This is a genomic window from Microbacterium indicum DSM 19969 (assembly GCF_000422385.1).
Lineage (GTDB): Bacteria > Actinomycetota > Actinomycetes > Actinomycetales > Microbacteriaceae > Microbacterium > Microbacterium indicum.
This window is the reverse complement of the sequence record NZ_AULR01000008.1, coordinates 1-20,220: the sequence shown is the minus strand read 5'-3', so window position 1 is coordinate 20,220 and position 20,220 is coordinate 1. Positions and strand designations below refer to the sequence as shown.

Below are 20,220 nucleotides of genomic sequence, written 5' to 3'. Positions count from 1 at the left end.
CGGTGATCGTTTGCTGTGGCGGTCACCGCATGTGAATCAGGGACACTCTTGGTGCAAGGGACAGGAGGGGCTCGGTCGTTCTGACCGGGCCCCTCTCACATGCCGCGGGCGCGGAATCCCCGGCGACGCATACAATTGCATGCATGCCTGATCGCCGCCTCGCCGTCGAAGCGTGGGAATCGCTGTTCCGCGCCCAGCACGAGATCTTCGCGGCCACGCAGCGCGACTTCTCGGCGACGTCGCTCTCGCAGGGCGAGTACGACGTTCTCCTGACCGTCACCCGCGGCGCCGAGCACACGGCGCGGCTGCGCGACGTCACGGGCAACATGCTCGTGAGCCAGCCGAGCGTGTCGCGGCTCGTCGACCGGATGGTCGCGCGGGGTCTCGTGACGAAGCAGCCGGATCCCGAGGACGGCCGCGGATCGCTCGTCACGGCGACGCCCGAGGGCCTGCACACTTTCCGCAGCGCCGCCGTCACGCACGGCCGTCACATCGCCGACCGCATGTCGTCGCTGTCGAACGACGAGCTGCGCACGCTGCGCGACCTCACACAGCGCCTCCGCGAGGCGCAGTAGCGCCGGCGCCCGTCGGCGGCGCCAGCGTGAGCTGCCGATCGGCGGCGAGCGCCAGGAGGTCGTCGTCGTGGCTGATGAGGATCACGACGCTCCCCGACTCTGCGACCTGCCGGATCTGGTCGGAGATCGACTGGAGATGGCGGCGGTCGACGCCGGAGCTGGGCTCGTCGAACACCACGATCCGTCGGCCCGCCACGCGGACGGACGCGACGACGAGGCGCTGCTGCTGCCCTCCCGACAGCGACAGCGGATGCCGGTCGGCGAGGTCCGCCAGGCCGAGGGCGTCGAGCACGCCCGGGCCGCCCATCGGGCCTGGCTCCTCGCCCCGCGCGACCAGCGCGATCTCCGCCGCGACGCTGTCGGCGAAGAGCTGGCGCTGCACGTCCTGCATGACGATCGCGCTCGCGCGCTGGCGCGCCCTCCTGCTCAGCGCGCGACCGCCCAGCCGCACGGTTCCGACGCTGCGCTGGAGGCCGACGACGATGCGCGCCAGCGTCGACTTGCCCGCGCCGTTGACGCCGCGGATCGCGGTGACCTCGCCTGCCGCGAGAACCGCGCGGTCGATCTCGACGACGGTGCGCCCGCCGAGCCGGCAGCGGATGCCGGAGAGCTCCAGGGCGCCCCTCGGGACGTCCCCCACGGCGGCGGGGTCGACGACGCTCGCGCCGATCGCCGGAACGGCCGGCGCCGAGGCTTCGCGCGTCCGCCCGCGCAGCCCCTCGCGCGCGAGCTGCTCGTCCGAGACGGCCCGGAATGCGCCGGCGTCCCACTCGAGATCGATCGCGCCGTCCCGCATGACGACGACGCGGTCGACGAGGTCCTGGAGGTAGCGCAGGCGGTGCTCGGCCGCGACGATCGTGACGCCCCGTTCCTTGAGCTCGGCGAGCGTGAGCGCCAGGCGATCGACGGCCTCGGCCGAGAGGTTCGAGCTCGGCTCGTCGAGCAGGAGCACTCGCGGCCCGTGCGCCGTCGCGGCGGCGATCGCCACCTGCTGCTGCTGGCCGCCCGACAGGTCGGAGAGGCGCCGATCGACGGGGACGCCGGCGCGCAGGCCCGCCAGCAGCTCCCCCACGCGGCCGCGGATCTGCTCGGAATCGAACCCGAAGTTCTCCATCGCGAAGGCGAGCTCCTCGCGCACGCCGTCGGTGAAGAACTGCCGCCGCGGGTGTTGCAGGACGGTCCCCGTGACGAGCCCCGTCTCGTCGAGCTCGGCGCGCGTCACGTCGACGCCGCCCACCGTGACCGTCCCGGTGAGCCTGCCGCCGTCGTGGAAGTGCGGGATGAGGCCGTTCATCAGCCGCAGCGCCGTCGACTTCCCGGATCCCGAGGCCCCGCAGAGCACGACGAACTCGCCCGGCGCGACGCGCAGGTCGAGCGCGCGCAGGCTCGGCGCATCGGCGTGCGGATAGGTCCAGGAGACGTTCTCGAGCCGGATCATGCCAGCGCCCACGGGGAGAGCAGGGTCCCGGCCGCGAGAGCCAGGAGGGCGACGAGCAGGATCAGGTCGGCGGCGGCGAACCGCGGCGCGACCATCGACGTCGGAGCCCGCCTGGAACCCAGCCCCCGCAGGATCGCCGAGGCGGAGAGGTCCTCGCTCGCCCGCAGGCTCGCTGCGATCATCGGGACCGCGAACCGCTCGAGGCTCAGGACCGGGTGGCGCACGAGCCCCGCGGGCCCGGCGAGGCCGCGGAGGCGCATCGCGTCCAGCACGGCCGCGGCCTCGGAGCGCACGACGGGGAAGAACCGGAGCATGACCGCGAGGGTGACGGAGATCGCGCGCGGCACGCGCCAGGAGCGGAGGGCGGCCGAGAGGTGCGTCGGCGAGGTCGTCGCGACGAGATGCATCCCGACGCCGATCGCGGCGACGAAGCGGATCAGGTAGGCGCACGCGACCGACACGACCATCGTCGCGGCGTTCGGCCACCACAGCGGGAGCGCCCAGCCGAGCGCCCACATGGCCGAGGCGACGATCGGCAGGGCGACGACCCGACGCCAGGCCCCCTCCGCCGCGGCGAGCGCGACGGCGAGCACGAGCGCGGCCGGCACGAAGCGCAGGCCGAGCGGGCTCATCACGACGACGCTGACGAGCACGACGAGGAGGATCCTGCTGCGCGGGTCGAGGCCCCGGCGGGTCGCCGGCGCGACGCCGGCCGGGGCCGCGACGTCAGGCGAGGCCGGCGCGGACAAAGTGCTTGCGCAGCAGCGACGTCCCCAGCAGGGCGCCGAGGAAGCCGCAGACGAGGGTCGCGGCGATCATGATCGTCACCATCGGGACCGTGACGACCTCGGCGAACGCCTCGACGTAGTCCTCACCCATCGCCTGGCTCCCCGAGCGCTGCAGGTAGGCGACGGGGTCGGCGAAGAAAGGGATCCACGGCCCGGCGAACCACCCGGAGAACACGACGTACGCCCAGATCGCGCCCCATTTCGAGCGGTATCGGCCCGCCCAGAGAAGGAGCTCGGCGAGCACGGACAGCGCGATCGTCGTGAGGGTGCTCTGCCAGGGGTGCCCCATCATCAGGTAGAGCAGCGCGATCACGATGCCGAACAGCGCCGCCATGCCCGCGTGCCGCACCCGAGTGAGGAACAGCATGTAGGGGATGCCCGCCGCGATCGCCGACAGCGGCAGCGTGAGCAGCATCACGAGGGGGCTGACGACGCCGAGCATCGCGATCACGACGACGATGACGAAGTAGATGACGGCGAAGATCGCCACGTTGAGCAGGTCGCGGGCGCTGAACGCGATCGTCGCGCGCGGTCGCTCGGAGGCGGCGCCGGACGCGGCCGCCGTCAGGGTCTCGTCTTCCATGTGATGTCCTTTCAGGAACGGGGTTCGTCTGCGGGGGCGAGCTCCCAGCCGGCGGCGTCGACGCGCTCTGTCCAGTAGCGGGCGTACCCGCCCCCGGCCGCGAGCAGCTCGGCGTGGGTTCCGGTCTCGCGGATGCCGCCGTCTCCGTCGAGCATGATGATCCGGTCGGCGGTCATGATGGTCTGCAGGCGGTGGGCGACGACGATGACGGTGCGCCCGCCGCGGATCTGGTCGACGGCGTCGCCGATCGCCATCTCGTTGCCGATGTCGAGCGCCGCGGTCGCCTCGTCCAGCAGCACGATCGGGGCGTCCTTCAGCAGCGCGCGGGCGATGGACACGCGCTGGCGCTCCCCTCCGGAGAGGTTCGATCCACCCTCCCCCACGCGGGCGTCCCAGCCCCCGGGGAGCCGTCGCGCGATCTCGTCGACGCGCGCACGTTCGGCGGCGGCGACGACCTCCTCGCGGGACAGGCTCGGGTTCCCGATCCACACGTTGTTCAGGATCGTGTCGTCGAAGAGGTAGACGTCCTGGAAGACGGGGGCGACCGCGGCCTCGACGGCCGGCGTCCCGAGGTCGGGCAGCGACGCGCCGCCGATGCGCACCTCGCCCGATTCGGGGTCGTAGAAGCGCGCGATGAGCTTCGTGATGGTCGTCTTCCCCGACCCGGACGGCCCCACGATCGCCGTCATCCCACCGGCCGGCGCCGTGAACGACAGGCCGCGGAGCACGGCGGCGTCCCCGTAGCCGAAGGTGACGTCGCGGAACTCGATGCCCCAGTCCGACGGCTCGGCAGGGGTCTCCGGCTCCGGGAGGGAGGCGACCGCGGCGAGCTCGTCGAGCTGGTCGAGGGTGTTCCGCGCGACGGCGACTCCCCCGCCGAGGTCGCCGGCCGTGACGATGGGCTCGTTGAAGCGCACGCCGAGGACGAGCAGCGCGATGAGGGTCGCGATGTCGACGGTGCCGCCGATCGCGAGGAACGCGCCGACGGTCAGGAGGAGCGTCAGCGAGAGCTGGACGAGGCCGGTGAAGGTCGCGATGCCCGCGCCCCCCGTGACGAGCATCCCGCGGTAGGCGCGGTGCTGGTCGCGCAGCGCGTCGTCCACGAGGCGGTCGGCGATCGATCCCTCCCCCGCCGTGCGCAGCGTGGGCTGCGCCCGCGCGAACTCGATGACCCGGTTCGATGCGTCGGCGACGGCCTCTGCGTGGACGACGTCCCCGCGCCCGATCGCGCGGCTCAGCAGGCGGTACCCGATGAGCAGCACGGGGATCATGACGGTCATCGCGAGCGCCAGGCGCCAGTCGAAGACGTACATCCCGACGAGGACCGTTCCGGGGGTGAGGAAGCCGACGATGACCTGGCGGAGGATCGCGTACGGCATGTTCGAGACGAACATCGCCCCCTGGGTGGCGATGCCCGTGACCAGGCCGGATCGGTCGGGGCCGAACCACGTCACGGGCAGCTCCACAAGGCGGTCGCCGAGGCGCGTGAGCAGGGAGTCGAGCAGCGCGCTCGACGCCCTCATGCCGATCTGGCTGGCGAGCCAGGTGGCGACGACATATCCGGCTCCGACGGACGCCACGGCGATCAGCCAGGACGTCGCGGCCACGACGTCGCCGAGGAACAGCGAGCGCAGCAGCGGCACGAGAAGCAGGAACGCGACGCCCTGCAGGATCGCCGCGGCGACGACGCACACGAGCTCGACGATCAGCAGCCGTCGGGCGTCGGGCGAGGAGTAGTGCAGAAGTCGGCGGATCACAGCCGGGCCCCTTCCGGGAGCGAGCGTTCGTGGTTGTTCTGGTAGTCGGCCCACATCGCGGCGAACCGTCCGCCCGCCGCGACCAGCTCGGCGTGCGTTCCGCGCTCGACGATGCGGCCCTCGTCGAGGACGACGATCTGGTCCGCGCCCGTGATGGTGTGCAGCCGGTGCGCGATCACGAGCACGGTGCGGTCGGCCGCGAGGGTCGACAGCGCCCGCTGGATCGCGGCCTCGGAGCCCGGATCCGCGAAGGCGGTCGCCTCGTCGAGCACGAGGACGGGGGTGTCGGCGAGCAGCGCGCGGGCGATCGTCACGCGCTGCGCCTCGCCGCCCGACAGGTTGGCGTCCTCGCCGACGACGGCGTCGTAGCCGCGGTCGAAGCGAAGGATGCGCTCGTGGATCTGAGCCGCGCTGGCGGCGACCTCGACCTGCTCATCCGACGCGTCGGGCCGCGTCAGCCGGATGTTGTCGCGCAGGCTCGCGCGCACGAGCTGCACGTCCTGGAGCACGAACCCGACCGATCGATACAGCTCGGGCGCCTCGACCTCCCTCACGTCCGCCCCGCCGATCGAGACCGATCCCCGCTGGGCGTCGTAGAACCGCGGCACGAGCTTCGCGAGGGTGGACTTCCCCGACCCCGACGCCCCGACGAGGGCCGTGAGGGTGCCGGGCGCGCACGCGGCGGCGACGTCGCGCAGCACGAGGTTCTCGCCGTCGTAGGAGAAGGAGAGGTCCGCGACGTCGATTCCGTTGCCGAGCGGCAGCATCGGGGCATCGGGGCGAGGGACGGGCGGGATCGCGAAGAACTCGGCGAGAGACTGCTGTGCCTTGGCGGCGCTGCGCAGGAACTGGGCCGACGCCCCGAGCTTCATCAGCGGGCTCGTCAGCCCGAGCCCCAGAAGCAGGCCGGGCAGGACGTCGAGCGGCGTCGCCGCCCCGACCCCCACGAGCCACAGCCCCGCGACGAGCAGCCAGACCAGGCCCACGACGGGGGACGTGATGATCTCGATGACCGTGAACATCGCGGCCGTCTCCCGCGTCCACTGCGCGACGAACCGCACGTACCGCGTCGTCTCGTCGCGGTACCTGCTGTGGCTGCGCCCCAGCTGCCCGAACCTCTTGACCACCGTGATCCCGTGGACGAACTCGACCGTCGCGCCCGAGAGGGCCGCGGTGGACTCGTCGTATCGGCGGTACTTCTCCTCCCCGCCCCGCATGAGGATCGGATAGAGGATCGCCGTGGCCGCGAGCGGCACGAGGGCGGCGAGCGCGAGCTGCCACTGGACCGCGAACAGGTAGGCGAGGCTCACGACGGGCACGGCGATCGCTGTCACGACGTCGTGGATCGCGTGCGCGACGAGCTGGTGCAGCGCGACGACGTCGTTCTCGACGAGCTTGCGCACCGTCCCCGACGTCTTCCGGTCGAACCACCCCAGCGGGAGGCGCTGCAGGTGGCGGACGATGCGCTGCCGCAGCGAGAGCTGCAGCTCGGCGTCGGCGAGGTGGCTCACGAGGCCCGAGAGGAACGCGGCGCCGAAGCTGAGGAAGAGCGCGGCCACGGCCGCTCCCACGATCACCCACACCCGGCCCGCGTCGATCGCGGCCCCCGACAGACCGGGCAGCAGTGTGCGCGCGAGCTCGACGATCGCGACGAACGGGATCACGCCGCTCACGGCCCCGAACGCGCTCAGGGCGATGATCCCCGCCAGGCTGCCCCGCACCGGCGCGAAGAACGACTCGCCCCGAGCCTCGATGCGCTCTCTGCTCATGCGCTTCCTCCTACTATTGAGAACTGTTCTCACATAGTACATCGAACAGTGTTCTAATCTCGAACCCGAGGCGAGCGAAGGAGCCACGATGACCACGACGGACCCCGCACCGTTCCATGCCGGCCTGACCCCCGAGCGCGTGATCGACGCCGCGTCGGACCTGACGCGCGAGACCCACCTCATGAGCTGGTCGATCCGCGACCTCGCGGGGCGGCTCGGCGTGGCCGCGTCGGTGATCTACCACCACGTCGGCGGGAAGGACCTGCTCTGCCGCGGGGTCGTCGACCGCGCGCTCGCCCGCGTCGCGCTGCCCGACGCAGGGCTGCCCTGGCAGGAGTGGTTCCGCGCCCTCCTCGGGACCCTCGGGCCGCGCGCGGCCGAGTACCCCGGCTCCGCGAAGTGGATGCTCATGCACGGGCCGACGCTCCCCGCGGCGCTGCCCGTCCTCGAGGCGGGCACCGCGGTGCTGCGCGCGGCGGGCTTCGGCTCGCGCACGAGCTCCGCCTACGCGGTGCTCCTCAACAACGCCATGCTGACCGTGTCGATGAGCGACGACAGGCTCCAGCACGAGGGCGACGGCCCGCGGGATCACGCGAGCATGATGGCGGAGTTCCGCCGGATGCCGACGGCGTCAGACGACGTCCGCGCGATGGGGCAGGACCTCATCCGCCCGTTCGCCGAGGGCGGCGACGCCGCGGCCGGAATGCGGTGGGAGTACTTCAGCCTCGTCATCGAGACGACGATCGCCGGGCTCGACACCGTCTGGCTGGCGGCCCCGGGTGGCTTATCCCCACGACAGACGGAAACGGCCCCCACCGAAGCGGAGGCCGAATCTGGACTGTCTCAACACAGTGTGCGCCTGGAGGGACTCGAACCCCCAACCTTCTGATCCGTAGTCAGATGCTCTATCCATTGAGCTACAGGCGCCCTGCCGCTCTCGCGGCAACCAGATAAGCTTACAACGGGGCCGCCCCCGGCGCGAAATCGGCCCGGCTAATTCGCAGGCTCGGGCGTGTCAGCCCTCGGCGCTCTCGTGCTTCTCGTGTCGCGCGGCCTGGCGCTCGAGGCGCTCGTGGGCCTTCTGCTTGCGCTTGACGTCGCTCTCGAGGGCCTGCAGGTCGACGAGGCGCAGCGCCTGCATGCGCGCCTCGCGCATGTTCTCGTAGTCGGGGTCGTCGCCCGGGCGCATAGCCTCGACATTGAGCCGCGTCGCGATGTTGTTCTCGACGTCGTGCCAGGCCGCGTCGCGCGCGTCTTCGACGAGCGAGTGGACGCGTTCGTCGCTCGCGGCGATCTCGCGCAGGCGCTTCGCGACGCCGGCGTACTGCTTCGACCGGCGGCGCAGGTTGCGCACGTCGCGATCACGATAGTCGTGCGTGCCGTGGGGATCCGAGTGGCGGCCCCACGCCTTGGCGCGCAGCTTGCCGACGGCCTCGGCCGCGTTCTCCTGCTCGGTCGCGAGCTGCACGAGCGCCTCGCGGGCGTCGCCGCTGAACACCTCGGGCGAGAAGTCGTCGTCGGCCGCGATCGTGTCGACGAGGATCCGGTTCTTGACCTGCAGGCGCACGGCGGCGAGCGCGATGGCGACGCCATCCTCGATGGCGGACGCGTTGCGCTTCATTCGGGCCTCCCGGTTCTCTCATCAGCGTAGTGCGCGGGAGGGCCCGGGACCCTCAGAGCTCGAGCACGATCTTCCCGTGCACGTGGCGCGCGAGCTGCAGCGCGGCGGCCTCCCGCACCTCAGCCAGCGGGAAGCGACGCGCGATGGGCACGCGGATCCGCCCCGCGGCGATCGCGGCCGCGAGCTCGTCCAGCGCCTCGGGGCGCGCGTCGGTCGCGCCGCGCTGATGGACCCCGGCCGGAAGGTCGCGGCCCGGCAGGACGGTCGTGATCCGCTCGGGCGCGACGCCCCAGGCGACCGCGGCGATCGCCGTGTCCGCCGAGAAGGCGTCGATCACGGCGTCGACGCCGCCGGGCGCGATCTCGCGGATCCGGCCCTCGAGCCCCTCTCCGTACGCGACGGGGTCGACGCCGAGGCCGCGGAGGAAGTCGGAGGTCGCGGGCGACGCCGTGCCGATGACGCGCGCTCCGCGATCGGCGGCGAGCTGCGCGGCGAAGACGCCGACCCCGCCGGCGGCCGCGGTCACGAGGACGGTGTCGCCGGGGCCCGGGGCGACGGCCTCGACGCTGGCTGCGGCCGTCGCGCCCGCGACGGGAAGCGCGGCCGCCTCGGCGTCGCTGACCCCGTCCGGCGTGTGCCAGAGGCGCGAGCCGACGGGGAGGACGACGTATTCGTCCGTCGAGCGCCCGATGACGCCCCCGAAGACCCGGTCTCCGACGGCGAAGCCCACCGCCCCCTCGCCCACCTCGTCGACGACGCCGGCTAGGTCCGCCGCGAAGCCGCCCGGGAGCGACAGCCCGAAGGCGCCGGCCATCCCCGCGTCCCCGACGAGCCAGGGATCCATCGCGTTGAGGCCGACGGCGCCGACGCGGACCCGCACCTCCCCGGGCCCCGCGTGCGGCTCGGGAACGTCCCGAACCTCGAGGACCTCGACGCCGCCGAACGAATCGTGTCGCACTGCTCTGCTCATGCGAGCCTCCTTGATAAGACCTTGTCCCATCACGCTACACCCGCGACGGGACCATGTCCCATAAAATGGACTCATGCCCCGATGGGATCCGAACCCCCGCGACCGCCTCGCCGTCGCCGCGCTCGAGATGTTCGAGGAACGCGGGTACGACGCCACGAACGTCGCGCAGATCGCCGAGCGCGCGGGCCTGACGAAGAGCACCTTCTTCCGCCACTTCCGCGACAAGCGCGAGGTGCTGTTCGGCGGCGGCGAGCTCGCGGAACTCATCTCCGAGGCGCTGCGCGCGGCGCCCGTAGGCGCGTCGGCGCGCGACGCCCTCGCGGGCGTCGCCGACGCCATGGGCGCGTCGGCCTTCACCCCGGAGCGGCACGACTTCGTGGCCCGCCGCCACGCGGCGATCGCCGGCGCGCCCGAGCTGCAGGAGCGCGAGGCCCTCAAGAACGTCGCGCTCACGCGCACGATCGCCGACGAGCTCGCCGCCCTCGGATCCGCGGACCTCGAGGCCGAGATCACGGCCCGGATCGCGGCCCTGGCGATCAGCCGGTCGCTGACCGAGTGGATCGCGGGGCCGCCCGGCGCCCCGTTCGCGCCGATCGCCCGCCGGGAGCTCGCCGGGGCGCTCGCGGCCGCCCGGGGGGCCTGAGGGCGCGGCGACGGCTCCGACCCCTCACGCCGTCGTCATGTGCGCGCGCTCGCCGTTGCCGCCGAAAAGCGAGATCACCTCGGCACCGCCGCCGGCCGGCGAGATCGCGTGGGGCGTGCGCGTGTCGAACTCGGCGGCCTCTCCGGGGCCGACCTCGATCGCCCGCTCGCCCAGCCGCAGGATCAGCCGACCACTCAGGACGTAGATCCACTCGTATCCGTCGTGCGTGCGCAGCGCTCGCTCGCCCCGCGCCGTCGGGTAGATCACCTTGTACGCCTGGATCCCTCCCGAGCGCCGGGTCAGCGGGATGTAGGTGACGCCCCAGCGGATGATCGGCTTGATGTGCACGCGCGGATCCCCCGTCTCCGGAGCCCCGACGAGCTCGTCGAGCGTGACCTCGAACTCGCGCGCGAGCGGGAGGAGGAGCTCGATCGTGGCCCGCCGCCCGCCGCCCTCGAGCCGCGACCAGGTGCTCGCCGAGACGCCCGTGCGCCGCTCGAGCTCCGTCAGGGTGATGCCGCGCTGCGTCCGGATCGCACGGATCCTCTGGCCGATCGCCGCCGTGTCCATGTTTGCCATTATCGCAAGTTCCGTTTGCGGCGTCGCCCCGTCCCCCGAAGACTCTCCCGCATGGACACCACCTTCGACGCCGCCGTCATCGGCGCGGGACCCGCGGGCCTCCAGGCCGCCCTCACCCTCGGCCGCATGCACCGCAGCGCCGTCGTCTTCGACGCCGGCACGTACCGCAACGACCCCACGGACGCCGCGCACAACCTGATCGGCCACGACGGGCAGGCTCCGGCCGAGCTCCGCGCCGCGGCGCGCGCCGACGTCGCGCGCTACGACGACGTCCGCTTCGTCGACGCCGAGGTGTCGCGCGTCACGGGATCGGCGGGCGCCTTCGCGCTCGAGACGGCGTCGGGAGCGTTCTCGGCCCGGCGCGTGATCCTCGCGACGGGCGTCCGCGACACCCTGCCGGCGATCCCCGGCCTCGCGGACGCGTTCGGAACCGTCGTCGCGCACTGCCCCTTCTGCCACGGGCACGAGTTCGCGGGCCGCGCCGTCGCCCTCATCGGGCCCGGGCCGATGCTCCTGCACATGTCGGCGCTCATGGATCCGATCGCGTCGTCGGTCGTCGGCTATCCGTCAGCCCCGCTCACACCCGACGAGGAGGCCGCGCTCGCGGCGCGCGGCGTCGAGATCTCGGAGGCCCCGATCCGCGAGATCCGGCGCGCAGGCGACGGCGTCAAGGTCGACGGGAGGCCGTTCGGCGGCGCCCTCGTGCGCGTCGAGAGCGCGCCCGCCGCGCCGCACGCCGAGCAGCTCGGCCTCGAGCTGTCGGATCTCGGGCTGATCGCGACCGACGCGCTCGGGCGCACGAGCGAGCCCGGGGTGTTCGCGGCAGGGGACGCGGCGCATCAGCGCGGCCTGCCCGGGCCCATGTGGCAGCTGTGGTCCGCGATCGCGACGGGCGCCGCCGCCGCGACGGCGACCGTCCAGAGCCTGCTCGCCTGACGCCGGGGGTGGGTCAGCGCAGCAGCGCGCCGATATCGTCGATCGCCTCGGGGATCCACCATGTCCAGTCGTGGCCGCCCGACGGGGTGCGGGTCGTCGCGTCGACGCCCTGCGCGCGCAGCCGGGACGCGAGGCGCTCGCCGCGCGCCGGCCCGTCGCCCTCGTAGCGGCCGTGGTGCAGGCGGACGCGGGATCCCGCGGGGACCGCGTCGCAGATCGCGTCGTCGAGGGCCGGGTCCGGGTACCGCCAGTACGAGGTCGACTGTGCGACGGCCGCGGCGACGCGCCCCTCCCCGTGCAGGAGCGCGAACAGCGCCGACAGGCCGCCGAACGAGGACCCCGTGACGATCGTGTCGTCCGGCGACACGGGCCCGAGCACGCCGTCGCGGTGCAGGCGCGGCACGAGATCCCGGCCCACCCGCTCGGCGTTGCCGCCCGGCACGCCGAGGATCTCGGCGCGCGCGTCGCCCGAGTCGACAAAGGCGAGCGCGACGTCAGGCAGGACGCCGGCCGCGTGCGCGCCCGCCGCGATCGACGCCGTGCCCTGGCGCTCGATGTGCCCCTCGCCGTCGAACCACACGACGAGCGGCGCGGGGCGCGACGGATCCCCGAGCCGGGCGAGGCGCACGCCGGGCTCGAGCTCGACGATCCGGGGCCCCGCGCCTCCCGCGAGCCACGGCTTGTCCGCCCCGAGGCGCACGACGCCCGTCGTCGCGGCCTCGACGCCCTCGATCGGCTGATCGCGCCCGCCGCGGCGGATCCCCAGGCCGTACATGTGCCAGGCCGGCGCACCCTGCCCGCGGTGCTCGAGGATCTCGAACCGCGTCTGCCAGTCGCCGGGAACCCGGAAGGCGGCCGTCCACCACCCGTCTCCCGCTGGCTCGAGGTCGCAGGCGTCGACGGGGTCGGGCCAGCGCCATCCGCTCGCCGAGACGGCGACGGCGGCCGCGTCGGAGCGGTGCCAGAACCGCACCGTCGCCTCGCCGCCCGACGCCTCCTCGACCAGCCAGCCGGCCGCGGGAGGCGCCGACGGGGCCGACGACGCCCGCGGCACGCGCACCCCTCCGCCCATGCCGGGCCTCGGGAGCGGCGTCAGCTCCTCGAAGGCCCTCATACGGCGACCACCAGGGGCAGGCCCGCGGTCGGATGCTCGAGGATCCGCACCTCCTGACCATAGACCGCGCGCACGCGCTCGGCCGTCAGCACCTCGGCGGGCGGGGCGTCGGCGACGAGCCTGCCGCCGTGGAACATCGCGATGCGGTGCGCGTAGCGGGCGGCGAGGTTGAGGTCGTGCAGCACGACGACGACGCAGGATCCCCCGGCCGCGAGCGCGGCGGCCGCACGCATGAGGTGCTCCTGGTGGCGCAGGTCGAGCGCCGCCGTGGGCTCGTCGAGCAGCACGACGGGAGTCGACTGCGCGAGCACGCGGCCGAACACCGTGCGGGCGAGCTCGCCGCCCGACAGCGTCATGACGTCGCGCCCCGCCAGGTGCACGACGTCCCCCGACGCCATCGCCGCGTCGACGATCCCGTCGTCGGCATCGGAGCGATCGTGCGGCACGCGCCCCATCTCGACGACCTCGCGGGCCGTGAACGAGAACGCGATCGCGTGGTCCTGCGCCATGACCGCGCGGTGGCGCGCGAGCTCCCGCGAACGCCACGCGGAGGGCGCGCGCCCCGCGAGCGCGACGGACCCGCCGTCGGGCTCGATGTCGCCCGCGAGCACCTTCAGGAGCGTCGACTTGCCCGCCCCGTTGGGCCCGACGAGGGCGACGACCTCGCCGGCGCCTGCCGCGAAGGAGACGTCGGACAGCAGCTCGCGCCCGTCGATCTCGATCCGCAGCCGCTCGACCGAGATCACGCGCGGACCTCCTTCGAGCGCATCACGAGCCAGAGGAAGAACGGCGCGCCGAGGGCCGCCGTGAAGAGGCCGATCGGCACCTCGGAGGGCGGCGCGACGGTGCGGGACGCCGTGTCGGCGACGACGATGAGGATCGCGCCGACGATCGCGGACATCGGGACGACGGCCCTGTGGGCGGGGCCGAACGCCATGCGCACGATATGCGGGACGACGAGGCCGATGAACCCGATCGTCCCCGCGAACGCGACGGTCGCCCCCGTGAGGAGCGCGGCGAGCGCGATGACGACGGCGCGGGTGCGCACGATGTCGAGGCCCAGGTGCCGCGCGTCGCGCTCCCCGAGCGCGAGCAGGTCGAGCGAGCGGTTCATCGCGAGGAGGACGACGATCCCGAGCGCGATGGGCGGCGCGACGAGGGCGAGCTTCGTCCACGTGATGCCGCCGAGGGATCCCATCTGCCAGAACACGACCGACTCGAGCTCGTCGTCGTCGGCGATGTAGGTGAGGAAGCCCGTGATCGCGGCGAAGGCCGCCCCGACGGCGACGCCGACGAGCAGGAGCCGCGCCGTGCCGCTCGTCGCGGACGGCCGCGCGAGGAGGTAGATCAGGACGGTCGCGAGCGCGCCGCCCGCGAACGCGCTCGCCGGCACGAGCCACGCGAACGCCACGGTGCCGACCGACGGCAGCAGGACGATCGCCGCGACGGCGCCCGTCGACGCGCCGCCGCTGACGCCGATGATCCCCGGGTCGGCGAGCGGGTTGTGGAACAGCCCCTGCAGCGCCGCGCCCGACACGGCGAGCGCCGCGCCGGCGAGGGCACCGAAGAGCACGCGCGGCATGCGCAGGTTCATCACGACGGTCGTCTCGAGCGACGCCCGCGCCTCCCCGACCCCGAAGACCTCGTGCAGGACGACGCGGACGGTCTCCCCCGGCTCGATCCGGATGGGGCCGATCCCGATGGCGAGGACCACGAGCGCAACGATCACCACGAGGCCGACGGCGGCCCCGACCGAGACGGGGAAGCGGCGGACCGAGCGGGATCCGCGCGCCATCACTCGGAGAAGGAGGCGTCGAGCGCGGAGGCGAGCGCCTCGGCCCCGACGCCGAGGGCGGGGCCGCTGATCTTGATCTGCTCCGAGGGCATCACGAAGATCCGGTCGTTCTGGAAGGCCGGGGTGTCGACGAGCGTCGGGAACGCGGCGACGAAGCCGTCGAGGCCGCCCCACTCCTCGAGGTCGGCGGTCCCGACGAGGATCGCGTCGGGCTCGGTCGCGAGCAGGCCCTCGTCGCTGTACTCGACCGAGTATCCGCGCAGCCCCGCGTCGACGCCGACGCTCGTCACGCCGATCGCCTCGGCGATGTCGGCCCCCGCCGTGCCCGTTCCGACGACGGCGTTCGCCCCTCCCGCGCCGCTCGCCGTCACCTGCAGGACCGTGATGCCCTCGAGGTCGTCGGCGTAGGAGGCGGCCTCGGCGAGCTGGCCCTCGACGGCGGCGGCGATCTCCTCGCCCGCGTCGGCCGCACCGACGTACTCGGCGACCGCGCGGATCTTGTCGGCCGTCGGCTGCTGGTCGTCGTAGACGACTGCGTCGACGCCCGCATCGCGGAATTGCTGCGCCACGTCGCCGTGCCGGTTCGGGTTGTTGCCGATGAAGAGCGTTCCGTCGACCGAGAGGAGCCCCTCGGTCCCCGTCGACTGGTTGAACTCGTACTGCACCTCCGCGCCCCGCGCGATCGCCGATGCGCCGTCCGCGGGGGCCGCGTACACGTCGTCCGCGAGGCCCAGCGCGCCGAGGATCTCGGCGACGTCGTCGCCCGCGGCGATGATGCGGCTCGTGTCGTCGACCTCCACCTCGGCGCCCGTCCCGTCGGTGACGGTGACGGGCAGCTCCTGCACGACCTCGGCCGTCGGCTGCGCGTCGCCCTCGACGTAGGTCCACCCGTCGGGGACGTCGACGGGGGGCGCGGCGCTGGGCTCGACGGCGGCGGCCGAACCGGCGGCCGCCGTGTTCGAGGAGCAGCCGGCGAGGAGCGCGACGGATCCCACGACGGCGACGGACGCGAGGACGAGGCGGTGCTTCATGCGGTGATTCTCCTGATATAGGTAAGGCTTGCCTGCCTAATGGTAGCACCGCGGGTAGCGTTGTCCCCATGGCCCACCCCCCAGGCAAGACCGCCGGCGCCGTCGCGTACCTCCGCGCGCGCATCGCCTCAGGCGAGTGGACCGTCAACGCCCGGATCCCCGCCGAGGCCGAGCTCCTCAGCAGGATCGGCGTCGGGAAGTCGACGCTGCGCGAGGCGATCCAGGCGCTCGTGCAGTCGGGCATGCTCGAGCCCGTGCGCGGGGTCGGCACATTCGTGCGCTCGCAGACGCCCGTCGACGGCGCGGTCGCGGCCCAGATCGCGGACCGGCCGTTCGCCGAGGTCCTCGGCCTGCGGCGAGCGCTCGAGATCGAGGCCGCACGGCAGGCGGCGCTCCGGCGCACGCCCGACCAGGTGGCCGCGCTCCGGTCACTGCTGAGCGACGCGAGCAACCCCGGCGCCGAGCACACGCTGCCCGCCGAGCACGCGCAGGGCCCCGGAAGCTTCCACCAGCTGCTCTTCGAGGCCGCGGGGAACGCGCTCGCGCGGGACCTGTACGCCGCGGTCCTCGCCGCCATCCGGACGAAGCGCTCCGCGGGGGACGACGCGCCGGCCCGCGCGCACGACCACGCCGCGATCGCCGAGGCCGTCGCCAGCGGCGATCCGGCCCGCGCGGCCGTGCTCATGGCCCGCCACGTCGACCGCGACATCGTCGCCGAGCGCGCGGGGGACGCCTGATGCGCCGCGTCCTGACCGGCGATCACGAGATCCCGGATCGCGCTCCCCTCGCGGTCCACCCGGGCGACGCCGTCTCGGTCGGCGAGCGCGACACCGAGTGGCCGGCCTTCGTCTTCGTCACGGCGCCCCGCGGATCCGGCTGGGTCCCCGCGCGGCACATCGCGGCCGACGGCACCGTCCGCACCGCATACGACACGACCGAGCTGCCGGCGCCGGCGGACTCGATCGTCGACGTCATCCGCGAGGATCCCGAGAGCGGCTGGTCGTGGTGCCGCGACGGATCCGGGCGCGAGGGCTGGATCCCCGACCGCCTGCTCGCCGCACTGTGACGGCGCCTCAGACGAGGGCGACCGCGCGGCGCTCGGGCAGGATCCGCGGGTGCGCCCCGGCCATCCGCTCCAGCACGCGCACGACCTGGCTCGAGTAGCCGAACTCGTTGTCGTACCAGACGTAGACGACGGCGTTCCGGCCGCCGTCCGCGATCGTCGCGAGCCCGTCGACGATGCCGGCGCGCGTGCTGCCGACGAAATCGGTCGACACAGCCTCGGGCGACTCGCTGTAGTCGATCTGCTGCCGCAGCTGCGCGGTCAGCGACGTCTGGCGGAGGAAGCCGTTGACCTCGTCCCGCGTGACGTCGCGCCCCAGCTCGAGGTTGAGGATCGCGAGCGACACGTCGGGCGTCGGCACGCGGATCGCGCTGCCCGTGAGGCGGCCCGCGAGCTGCGGGAGCGCCTTCGCGACGGCCTTCGCGGCGCCCGTCTCGGTGATGACCATGTTGAGGGCGGCCGACCGACCGCGGCGCGATCCGCTGTGGAAGTTGTCGATGAGGTTCTGGTCGTTTGTGAACGAGTGCACCGTCTCGACGTGCCCGCGCTCGACGCCGAACGCCTCGTCGAGCGCGGCGAGGACGGGCGTGATCGCGTTCGTCGTGCACGAGGCGGCCGACACGATCCGGTCGTCGTCGCCGATCTCGTCGCCGTTCACGCCGAACACGATGTTCGGGATCCGCCCCTTCCCCGGAGCCGTCAGCAGCACCCGCGCGACGCCCGGGGCGCGGAGGTGCCGCGAGAGGCCCTCCTCGTCGCGCCAGCGGCCCGTGTTGTCGACGACGATCGCGTCGCGGATCCCGTGGGCCTCGTAGTCGACCGCGGCGGGATCGTCCGACGCAATCACGTGGATGAGCGTGCCGTTCGCGAGGATCGTCCCCGCCTCCTCGTCGACGTCGATGTGCCCGTCGAACGCCCCGTGCACGGAGTCGCGGCGCAGGAGGCTCGCGCGCTTGCGCAGGTCGCCCGGCCCTCCCCCGCGCACGACGATCGCCCGCAGCCGCAGACCGTCGCCCTGGTGCGCGATGAGGATCCGCGCGAGCAGCCGGCCGATGCGGCCGAAGCCGTAGAGGACGACGTCGGTGGGGCGCGCGGGCTCGGCCCCGATCACCTCGCCGAGGCGCAGGCGCAGGAAGTCGTCGAGGTCGCCGCCCGCCGCGTCGTGCTCGGCGATGAGCCGCGCGATGTCGAGCGAGGCGGGACCCGCGCCGACGCGCTCGAGCGCCTCGAGGACGGCGAACGTCCGGTCGAGGCTCAGCACCTCGTCGCCCAGCTTGCGGGTGAAGCGGTGGGCCTTCAGGATCCCCGTCGGCGAGAGCCCCACGAGGCGGCGGCCGAGGATCGACGGGACGACGCCCCGCTCCCGCGCGAGCCGCCCGATGAGCGGGATCATCCGCTCGGCGAGCTCCTGCTTGCGGTTCCAGGCGGTGCGGTGGGCTGTCGCGGTCTCGATCACGCTGACTCCTTCGTCGTACGGTTCGGATCCGACGCTAGGCGGCGCGACGGGGCCGATCCGGCGGTCTCCGCGGGCAAGATCCCCCGTTCTTGCCGCGATCGGAAGCGGCCCGCGCGCGGCGCCCGGGGCGATCAGGGGGCGCTCAGTAGGCTGAAGCGGATGCCGCTCCTGGGCATCGCGTCACCTCCGAGTCGAAGGGTTGCCATGCGCGACAGCTCGAACGAAGACGGCCTCCACGCCACGATCAACGAGGACGGATCCGCCCTCTTCGTGGTGGACGAGACGCCGCAGTCGATCACCACGACCCAGGCCGAGGACGCCCGGCGGGAGATCGTGCGGCTCACGGCCGAGATCGCGCGCCGCGTCGGCATGCCCATGCGCGTCGTCGTGGCCGAGCCCGACGGCGAGTGGCCCCTCATCGTCGACGGCGAGGAGCACGTCGAGTACGCCGCCCCGGAGGGCACCCCGCGCCCCGCCGTGCGCCCCTACACGCCCGTCGCGACGGTGTCCGACGCGTCGCCGCTCACCCGATCCGTCCCCGTCGCGGTCGACCCCGCGCCCGTGTCGATCCTCCCCGAGAAGGCGGCGCAGGCCCCCGCCCCCGCGGGCCGTACGCAGGCGCCTGCGGGACGCACCGAGGCACCCGCCGGCCGCACCGCCGCGCGCCCGACGCCCGAGCGGCCGTCCGAGCGGGAGACCTTCCTCACGGGCACGAGCGAGGAGAGCGTCGAGGAGCCCGCGACGCGGGGCTTCCGCGGTGCGATGACGCGCATGGGGATCCGCATGGCACCGGGCGAGGCCGAGCGTTCGGAGCGCGCCGATCAGATGGCGGTCGCCCAGCACTGGCCGGGCCCCCGCACGATCGCGATCGTGAACGGGAAGGGCGGCAGCGGCAAGACCCCGACGACGATCCTCACGGCGGCGGTGTTCGCGCGCTACGGCGGGGCGGGCGTCCTCGCGTGGGACAACAACCAGACGCGCGGCACGCTGGGCTGGCGCACCGAGCAGGGTGCGCACGAGTCGACGCTGCACGACATGCTCGAGGCGTCGGATCACCTCCTCTCGGCCGAGGCGCAGGCCGCCGACGTGGCGAACTTCGTCCACCACCAGCGCCGCGACCGCTTCGACGTGCTGCGTTCGCAGCCGATCGCGCTCGCCGAGGATCAGCGCATCAGCGCCGACGACGTGGACCGGATCCACGCGGTCGCCTCGCGCTACTACCGCCTCATCGTCATGGACTCCGGCAACGACGAGTCGGATCCGCTGTGGCGTCGCATGATCGATCGCACGGATCAGCTCGTGGTCGCGACGACGACGCGAGACGAGCACGCGGAGGCCGGCGCCCTGCTGCTCGACGCGCTCGCCGAGCGCGACGAACGGTCCGCGCGACTCGCGGCGAACGCGGTCACGATCGTGAACCAGGCCGACCAGCGCGCGCCGTCGAGCGAGGTGCGCCGCGTCGTCGACGGCTACCGAAAGCTCACGCGCGACGTCGTGCAGATCCCGTTCGACCCCGCGATGATCGACGGCCACCTGCACTACGGCGCGCTCCGCCCCGAGACGCAGCGCGCCTGGCTCGCGGCGACGGCGACGATCGCCCGCGGCCTCGTCGCCGACTGACGCGCCCCGCCGCAACTCTCCTTTTCTCCGTGTTTTCCCCACGCCTCGCGTGGGGAAAACACGGAGAAAAGGAGAGTTCTCGCGCACGCGCAATCGCCGCGTCCCTCCTGAGCGAGGCGGAGCGCGGCGATCACACGTTGAGTCCGAGCGCTAGGGTGTGTCTGACAATTGTCTGGTCCAGGCGATGACGGCGTTGAGGATCACGGCGGCGCGGTAGATGATCGCGTGCTTGTCGTAGCGGGTGGCGAGTCCTCGCCATTGCTTGATGTGGCAGTAGCGGCGCTCGATGACGTTCCGGTTCTTGTAGTCGGCGGTATCGAGGCCGACGGGGCGGCCGCCGCGTGAGCCGCGCCGTTTGCGGTGTCCTTGCTGATCGGCGGGTTCGGGGATCACGGCCTTGATCCCGCGGGAGCGGAGGTGTCCGCGGATCGCGCGGGACGAGTACGCCTTGTCGCCCCGGACTGCGGCGGGCCTGGTGCGGG

The 20,220-nt window shown here is 73.3% G+C and carries 21 protein-coding genes and 1 tRNA gene; 7 read left to right on the top strand and 15 right to left on the bottom strand.

Annotation, left to right across the window (positions count from 1 at the left end; all coding sequences use genetic code 11):
• The first annotated feature begins 143 nt into the window (after window positions 1-143).
• Complete coding sequence (locus tag H576_RS0108100; RefSeq protein ID WP_029150520.1) at window positions 144-575, top strand: MarR family winged helix-turn-helix transcriptional regulator; 432 nt, start codon at window positions 144-146, stop codon at window positions 573-575.
• Here the strand turns inward: H576_RS0108100 and H576_RS0108095 are convergent.
• From H576_RS0108095 to H576_RS0108075, 5 genes are read right to left on the bottom strand one after another with little or no spacing between them, the layout of a single operon-like run.
• On the bottom strand, window positions 547-2,013 hold the full coding sequence (locus H576_RS0108095; protein WP_029150519.1) for an ABC transporter ATP-binding protein: 1,467 nt from the start codon (window positions 2,011-2,013) through the stop codon (window positions 547-549). The genes H576_RS0108100 and H576_RS0108095 overlap by 29 nt on opposite strands.
• Window positions 2,010-2,762 (bottom strand): energy-coupling factor transporter transmembrane component T, encoded by a 753-nt coding sequence (locus H576_RS0108090; RefSeq protein ID WP_029150518.1) that lies wholly within the window; start codon window positions 2,760-2,762, stop codon window positions 2,010-2,012. The genes H576_RS0108095 and H576_RS0108090 overlap by 4 nt, the downstream gene beginning before the upstream one ends.
• Window positions 2,740-3,384 (bottom strand): MptD family putative ECF transporter S component, encoded by a 645-nt coding sequence (locus H576_RS0108085; protein WP_029150517.1) that lies wholly within the window; start codon window positions 3,382-3,384, stop codon window positions 2,740-2,742. The genes H576_RS0108090 and H576_RS0108085 overlap by 23 nt, the downstream gene beginning before the upstream one ends.
• Window positions 3,385-3,395: 11 nt before the next feature.
• Complete coding sequence (locus tag H576_RS0108080) at window positions 3,396-5,141, bottom strand: ABC transporter ATP-binding protein (protein WP_029150516.1); 1,746 nt, start codon at window positions 5,139-5,141, stop codon at window positions 3,396-3,398.
• Entirely contained in the window at window positions 5,138-6,910 is a 1,773-nt protein-coding gene (locus tag H576_RS0108075; RefSeq protein WP_029150515.1) for an ABC transporter ATP-binding protein, read from the bottom strand. Before H576_RS0108075 ends, H576_RS0108080 begins: the two co-directional genes overlap by 4 nt.
• A gap of 88 nt (window positions 6,911-6,998) precedes the next feature.
• Here H576_RS0108075 and H576_RS16150 point away from each other — a divergent pair, with 88 nt between their 5' ends.
• Entirely contained in the window at window positions 6,999-7,799 is an 801-nt protein-coding gene (locus H576_RS16150) for a TetR/AcrR family transcriptional regulator (protein ID WP_211215787.1), read from the top strand.
• Here H576_RS16150 and H576_RS0108060 read toward each other — a convergent pair.
• From H576_RS0108060 to H576_RS0108050, 3 genes are all read right to left on the bottom strand, one after another.
• Window positions 7,765-7,837, bottom strand: a tRNA-Arg gene (locus tag H576_RS0108060). The genes H576_RS16150 and H576_RS0108060 overlap by 35 nt on opposite strands.
• An 88-nt stretch (window positions 7,838-7,925) precedes the next feature.
• Complete coding sequence (locus H576_RS14925) at window positions 7,926-8,531, bottom strand: hypothetical protein (RefSeq protein WP_036320034.1); 606 nt, start codon at window positions 8,529-8,531, stop codon at window positions 7,926-7,928.
• Window positions 8,532-8,583: 52 nt separating this feature from the next.
• Window positions 8,584-9,501 (bottom strand): NADP-dependent oxidoreductase, encoded by a 918-nt coding sequence (locus H576_RS0108050; RefSeq protein ID WP_029150513.1) that lies wholly within the window; start codon window positions 9,499-9,501, stop codon window positions 8,584-8,586.
• A 73-nt stretch (window positions 9,502-9,574) separates the two neighbouring features.
• Here H576_RS0108050 and H576_RS0108045 point away from each other — a divergent pair, with 73 nt between their 5' ends.
• Window positions 9,575-10,144, top strand: a complete 570-nt coding sequence (locus H576_RS0108045) for a TetR/AcrR family transcriptional regulator (RefSeq protein WP_029150512.1) — start codon at window positions 9,575-9,577, stop codon at window positions 10,142-10,144.
• 24 nt (window positions 10,145-10,168) lie between these two features.
• Here H576_RS0108045 and H576_RS0108040 read toward each other — a convergent pair whose 3' ends face one another.
• The gene (locus H576_RS0108040; protein ID WP_029150511.1) at window positions 10,169-10,723 is read right to left on the bottom strand and encodes a helix-turn-helix domain-containing protein; all 555 of its coding nucleotides are present in this window, start codon (window positions 10,721-10,723) and stop codon (window positions 10,169-10,171) included.
• A gap of 51 nt (window positions 10,724-10,774) precedes the next feature.
• Between H576_RS0108040 and H576_RS0108035 the strand changes: the two genes are divergently transcribed.
• Window positions 10,775-11,659 carry an NAD(P)/FAD-dependent oxidoreductase gene (locus H576_RS0108035; RefSeq protein ID WP_029150510.1) on the top strand — a complete coding sequence of 295 codons (885 nt, stop codon included), beginning with the start codon at window positions 10,775-10,777 and terminating at the stop codon, window positions 11,657-11,659.
• A 13-nt stretch (window positions 11,660-11,672) separates the two neighbouring features.
• Here H576_RS0108035 and H576_RS16145 read toward each other — a convergent pair whose 3' ends face one another.
• Genes H576_RS16145 through H576_RS0108015 form a run of 4 tightly spaced genes read right to left on the bottom strand, consistent with a single transcriptional unit; the run spans window position 11,673 to window position 15,599 of the window.
• A complete protein-coding gene (locus H576_RS16145) occupies window positions 11,673-12,773 on the bottom strand; it encodes an alpha/beta hydrolase-fold protein (RefSeq protein WP_084502583.1) in 1,101 nt (366 codons plus the stop codon).
• The gene (locus H576_RS0108025) at window positions 12,770-13,519 is read right to left on the bottom strand and encodes a heme ABC transporter ATP-binding protein (protein ID WP_051172435.1); all 750 of its coding nucleotides are present in this window, start codon (window positions 13,517-13,519) and stop codon (window positions 12,770-12,772) included. The genes H576_RS16145 and H576_RS0108025 overlap by 4 nt, the downstream gene beginning before the upstream one ends.
• The gene (locus H576_RS0108020; RefSeq protein ID WP_029150508.1) at window positions 13,516-14,568 is read right to left on the bottom strand and encodes a FecCD family ABC transporter permease; all 1,053 of its coding nucleotides are present in this window, start codon (window positions 14,566-14,568) and stop codon (window positions 13,516-13,518) included. The genes H576_RS0108025 and H576_RS0108020 overlap by 4 nt, the downstream gene beginning before the upstream one ends.
• A complete protein-coding gene (locus H576_RS0108015) occupies window positions 14,568-15,599 on the bottom strand; it encodes an ABC transporter substrate-binding protein (RefSeq protein ID WP_029150507.1) in 1,032 nt (343 codons plus the stop codon). The genes H576_RS0108020 and H576_RS0108015 overlap by 1 nt, the downstream gene beginning before the upstream one ends.
• A gap of 68 nt (window positions 15,600-15,667) precedes the next feature.
• On the opposite strand from H576_RS0108015, the gene H576_RS14915 reads away from it, so the two are divergent.
• A complete protein-coding gene (locus H576_RS14915) occupies window positions 15,668-16,336 on the top strand; it encodes a FadR/GntR family transcriptional regulator (RefSeq protein ID WP_051172433.1) in 669 nt (222 codons plus the stop codon).
• Window positions 16,336-16,665 carry an SH3 domain-containing protein gene (locus tag H576_RS0108005; RefSeq protein ID WP_029150506.1) on the top strand — a complete coding sequence of 110 codons (330 nt, stop codon included), beginning with the start codon at window positions 16,336-16,338 and terminating at the stop codon, window positions 16,663-16,665. Before H576_RS14915 ends, H576_RS0108005 begins: the two co-directional genes overlap by 1 nt.
• Window positions 16,666-16,672: 7 nt before the next feature.
• On the opposite strand, the gene H576_RS0108000 is transcribed toward H576_RS0108005, so the two are convergent.
• A complete protein-coding gene (locus H576_RS0108000) occupies window positions 16,673-18,118 on the bottom strand; it encodes a glyceraldehyde-3-phosphate dehydrogenase (RefSeq protein ID WP_029150505.1) in 1,446 nt (481 codons plus the stop codon).
• Window positions 18,119-18,322: 204 nt separating this feature from the next.
• Between H576_RS0108000 and H576_RS0107995 the strand changes: the two genes are divergently transcribed.
• The gene (locus H576_RS0107995) at window positions 18,323-19,738 is read left to right on the top strand and encodes an AAA family ATPase (RefSeq protein ID WP_029150504.1); all 1,416 of its coding nucleotides are present in this window, start codon (window positions 18,323-18,325) and stop codon (window positions 19,736-19,738) included.
• A 150-nt stretch (window positions 19,739-19,888) separates the two neighbouring features.
• Here H576_RS0107995 and H576_RS0107990 read toward each other — a convergent pair.
• On the bottom strand, window positions 19,889-20,220 hold a 332-nt coding region (locus H576_RS0107990), incomplete at its 5' end, for an IS5/IS1182 family transposase (protein ID WP_029150503.1).